Annotated in this window: 4 protein-coding genes and 1 tRNA gene; all 5 read right to left on the bottom strand. The window is 70.8% G+C overall.

What is annotated here, in order from left to right; translation table 11 throughout:
• Position 1 precedes the first annotated feature (1 nt).
• Positions 2-85: transfer RNA gene (locus tag M3B01_RS14365), tRNA-Leu, on the bottom strand.
• A gap of 168 nt (positions 86-253) precedes the next feature.
• Positions 254-1,684 carry an amino acid permease gene (locus tag M3B01_RS14360; RefSeq protein ID WP_259793206.1) on the bottom strand — a complete coding sequence of 477 codons (1,431 nt, stop codon included), beginning with the start codon at positions 1,682-1,684 and terminating at the stop codon, positions 254-256.
• Between the two features lie 690 nt (positions 1,685-2,374).
• Complete coding sequence (locus M3B01_RS14355) at positions 2,375-2,629, bottom strand: hypothetical protein (protein ID WP_259793204.1); 255 nt, start codon at positions 2,627-2,629, stop codon at positions 2,375-2,377.
• Positions 2,630-2,980: 351 nt separating this feature from the next.
• The gene (nusA, locus tag M3B01_RS14350) at positions 2,981-3,955 is read right to left on the bottom strand and encodes a transcription termination factor NusA (RefSeq protein WP_259793203.1); all 975 of its coding nucleotides are present in this window, start codon (positions 3,953-3,955) and stop codon (positions 2,981-2,983) included.
• A 1-nt stretch (position 3,956) separates the two neighbouring features.
• On the bottom strand, positions 3,957-4,638 hold a 682-nt coding region (gene rimP / locus M3B01_RS14345), incomplete at its 5' end, for a ribosome maturation factor RimP (RefSeq protein ID WP_259793201.1).

Genomic DNA, 4,638 nt, shown 5'->3' with positions numbered 1-4,638 from the left:
GTGCGCGAGGGGGGAGTTGAACCCCCACGCCCTTTCGGGCACACGGACCTGAACCGTGCGCGTCTGCCAATTCCGCCACTCGCGCGAGTCTTCGCCACCGGGTTCCAACACACCGAGGTCGAAGGTTCCTACAGATTACCCCCCGGGAGCCGCTCACCCAAACCGGATCCGGTACACCGTAACGAACACCACGTGCACCGGTCCGTCGGGCGCGCCTCGCGACCCAGGGCCCAGGGCCCCAGGTATTGGATGTTCAGCGCATCGACTCGGCCTCGGCGAAGGCCTCATCGATGTCGGCCGGTTCGATGCGGTGCCGGGCCACCGCCAGGTACAGCACCGAGGCGAGCACCACCGCGGGCACACCCACCATCGCCGCCACCTGCATGCTGGGCCGCACCGCGACCGTGGCGAACACCGCCGCTAGCCCTACCAGGCCCACCACGGCGGTGCCGATCCCGCCGGGCATCCGGAAGGTGGCTCCGGTGGTGCCGCTGCGACGGAAGCGGATGTAGGTGAGCAGGATCAGGGTCCACACCATCAGCACCGAGAACACCACCAGGCTCATCATGTACCCGAACACGCCGCCCACCCCGCTGAACGCCAGGATCGCGGCGCCGAGGATGCCGATCGAGCTGCAGGCGATGCCCACCACCGGTACCCGGCTGCGGGTGGTCCAGGCGACGGCCCGGGGCGCCAGGCCGTCGGAGGCCAGGGAGTGCAGCATGCGGCTGCCGGCGTAGAGGTTGGCGTTGGCTGCCGACAGCGCGGCGATCAGCACCAGCAGGTTGGTCACGTGCGCACCTCCGGGGATGCCCACCCGGTCGAACACCATCACGAACGGGGAGGTGGCCACGTCCTCACCGGTGCCGGCGGCCTGCCGCCACGGCACCAGGCACAGCACGATGCTGATGCAGGCCACGTAGAAGAACGCCAGGCGCACCACGGTGGTGCGGGCGGCGGTGCGGATGGAGCGGGCCGGGTCCTTGGCCTCGGCGGCGGTGATGGACAGCAGCTCGATGCCGCCGAAGGAGAACATCACGATCGACAGGGCCACCCACACCGGCGCCCAGCCCATCGGGGCGAAGCCCCCGTCGGCCGTGAGAAGGGCGAGACCGGGGGCGGGCTGGGAGGGCAGGCCCACGAACACCAGGAACGCCCCGACGACGATGAACACCGCAACGGCGATCACCTTCACGGAGGAGAGCGCGAACTCGACCGTGCCGAAGGAGCCCACGCTGGCCAGGTTGATGCCCACGATCACCGCGGCGAACAGCAGGATGCCCGCCCACAGCGGCACTCCCGGCGCCCAGTACGAGAGGTAGGCGGCACAGGCCACCAGTTCCGCGCCGGTCACGCCCACGGTGACGATCCAGTACAGCCAGCGGCTCAGGTAGCCCCAGAACGGGGAGAGGTAGCGGGCTGCGAGGGTGCCGAAGCCACCGCGCACCGGGTGGCGGGAGGCCATCTCTCCCATCGACAGGGCGATGGTGGCAGCGATCAGGGAGCCGATCGCGAAGGTGATGATCACGGCGGGGCCGGCCAGGGCGATCGCCTCGCCGGAGCCCAGGAACAGCCCGGTGCCCAGTGCTGAGCCCATCGCGATCATGGCCATCTGACCGTGACCGAGGGAGCGGGCGAGCTGCCCGTCGGCGCGCTCGTCGGAGGAGGAGGTCTGGGTAGTCACCCGTCGAGGTTAGCCCGCCCCCCAGCGTCGCGCTCCAAGGCTGGCCGGAACCGGTCCGGAGCAACGAAGGGCGGCGGGAGCTCGACGGCAGAGTTCGCCGCGACATGGGAACGTCGTCTCGGCGACCGCACTTCGGTGATCGCCGAAGGAGGAGCGGCCTGGGCTGCTTCGGATCAACTGCACCGTGAAGAGTTGGGGTCTCTGCTCTCCACCGATGCGAAACAGACGGTCAAGCCTCTACCGGAGGCCTTCGACGCCATGAGGGCCGTGCCGGTCATCGGTGACTCGTACCCGTGAGTCAACCGCCCCTCGGAGCGTTCGGGGACGTGCAGTTCGTGCGGGACGCCGAGGCGCTCGAGTCGTGCGCTGAACCGCTCGCCCTGGACCGTGAACGAGGCTGAGTTGCCGTCGCTGATGTACGTCGGCGGAAGTCGGCGGTGGCGTGGCCGATGACGTTGAACTGGGCGACGTCCGCCGGCTCCTGGAGGAAACCTGTGTCGAAGTACTGGCGTCCGTACTGATACCAGCCATAGCCCACGATCACTTCGCCCGTCTCGGCGAACCGGGCGGGATCGACCAGTGCGGAGGCGAGCGGCCGGGTCCGGGACCTGTCAGCCCTCGGTGTCGAGGTCCTCGCGGGGGCGTCGGCCCGGATGGTCGTTCGCCGTTCCGACGATCGTCGCAGGCCGCTCAGGCGACGCCGCGGCTGCGGTCGATCGCGTCCTTGGCCTCCTTGAGGCCCGCGCCGGTGTGCTCGCGATACACCTTGATCGCCTCGATGACCTTGCCCTCGGCGACGAGCCGACGACATTCCTCCGGCACGCGCGGAGCGCCCGATTCCTCGCGGAGCCGCTCGAGCTCCGCCTCGCCGACGCAGGCTCGCTCGGCGAGGAGGCCCACGAGGTTCTCGAGCCGTGCGTTCTGCGCCTGGAGGTTCTCGATCATGGCCTGCTGCTGCCTGGTGCGTCCGAACATGGCCACAACATATCCGGCAGGCGGCACGAGGAGCCTTCGACGAAGGTCTCGGGATCGCAGCAGCGCCCCCCCCCCCCGCGGGGGGGGGGGGGGGGGGGGGGGGGGGGGGGGGCCACCTCGACTCCACCTCCGTTCCGAGCACGACCGGCGATGCCATCACGGCGACCCGGGACGGGCCCCCGTTGTGTCACCACCGGCTGAACAGCCTCTCCAGTGTAGCGGAAGGGCTCCGGCGCGACCTCACCGGGGAGGTGTGGGCCACAGTCGGCGGTGCCCGGCGGGTGCGCCCCATCCCACACGGGCAGGCGCTAGCGTCCGGGATCAGGCCGCGCCCGAGGAATCGGGGCCGATGTCGATCTTCCAGCCGGTGAGCTTCGCGGCGAGGCGGGCGTTCTGGCCGTCCTTGCCGATGGCGAGGGAGAACTGGTTCTCCGGTACCAGGGCACGTACCTCCCTGCCCACCTCGTCCACCACGGTCACGGAGGTCACACGGGCAGGCGAGAGGGCGTTGGCCACATAGGCAGCCGGATCCTCGTCGAAGTCGACGATGTCGATCTTCTCGCCGCCCAGCTCGTTCATCACCGCGCGCACCCGGGCGCCCATGGGTCCGATGCAGGCGCCCTTGGCGTTGACGCCCGGGACCGTGGCGTGCACCGCCATCTTGGTGCGGTGGCCGGCCTCCCGGGCCAGGCCCGCGATCTCGACGGTGCCGTCGGCAACCTCGGGCACCTCCAGGGCGAACAGGCGCCGCACCAGGTTGGGGTGGGAGCGGGACAGCGTGATCTGCGGACCCTTCGGGCCGCGGCGCGCCTCGATCACGTACGCGCGCAACCGCCTGCCATGGGGGTACTCCTCACCGGGCACCCGCTCGTGCGGGGGCAGGACCGCTTCGACGTCGCCCAGGTCCACCATCACCATGCGCGGGTCCCGGCCCTGCTGGATGATGCCGGAGACGATGTCCTCGGTGCGATCGGCGAACTCCCCCAGCACCGCTTCGTCCTCGAGGTCGCGGATGCGCTGGAAGATCACCTGGCGGGCGGTCGAGGCGGCGACGCGACCGAAGTTCTCCGGGGTGTCGTCCCATTCCTCGACCACGGTGCCGTCCTCCGCGAGCTCCCGGGCGATCACCGAGACCTGGCCGGTCTTCTCGTCGATGACAACCTCGGAGGTGCGCACGGGGTGGTCGGTGTGCATGTAGGCGGCATGCAGCGCCTGGCGGATCGCGTCCAGCAGGACGGGCAGGCGGATGTCCCTCTCACGTTCGAGCGCGCGCAGGGCGCCCATGTCGATGTCCATCTCAGCTCTCCTTCGGTGCGGCGGCCGGATCGACGTCGACCTCGTCGACGCCCTCCGAGCCGGTGGTGGTCGTGTCGGCCTCCGCGATCAGCTGGTCGAGGTCCGCCGGTGGGTCGAACTCGATCTGCACCCGGGCGGAGGCCACCTCGGCCAGGGGGATCAGCAGCTGTGCGGGCGTGCCCGCGGGCAGCCGGCGCGGGCGGCCACGGTCGTCGGTGCCGGGCTCGGGCCGCAGCACGATCACGGGCTCGCCCTCAGCGGTGCCGGAGCTCTGCTCGGGACGGGAGCTCGGCGCGGGACCGGAGCTCTGCTCCCGCACGGCGAGCACCCGGGCTCGATGCTCCGTGCCGTCGGCGGTGCGCAGCAGGACCAGCCTGCCGCGGGCGCGGCGGAAGTGACGTGCGGTGGTGAGGGCCCGGTCCACGCCGGGAGTGGTGACCTCGAGCACGGACGGTCCTGATCCGATCAGGGAGTCGTCGGCGTCGATCAGCTCGCTGAGGGCGGTGGAGGCCTCGGCCACGGTGTCGAGATCGGCGCTGCCGGTGCGGTCCTCGGGCAGGTCCACCACCAGGCGCACCTGGGTGGTGCCGCTGCGCGGCCGTACCACCAGATCCTCCAGCACGAGATCGAAGCGCTCCAGGACCTCGGTGGCGGCCTGCCGCAGTGCGGAGTGCTCCTCGGAC

This window comes from Brachybacterium sp. p3-SID957, from assembly GCF_025144775.1.
GTDB lineage: Bacteria > Actinomycetota > Actinomycetes > Actinomycetales > Dermabacteraceae > Brachybacterium > Brachybacterium epidermidis.
This window is presented reverse-complemented; position numbering and strand designations above follow the sequence as displayed.

Coding starts and splice junctions, on each gene's coding strand:
- M3B01_RS14355 (WP_259793204.1), bottom strand. CDS start 2,629: ATGATCGAGAACCTCCAGGCGCAGAACGCACGGCTCGAGAACCTCGTG.
- nusA (WP_259793203.1), bottom strand. CDS start 3,955: ATGGACATCGACATGGGCGCCCTGCGCGCGCTCGAACGTGAGAGGGAC.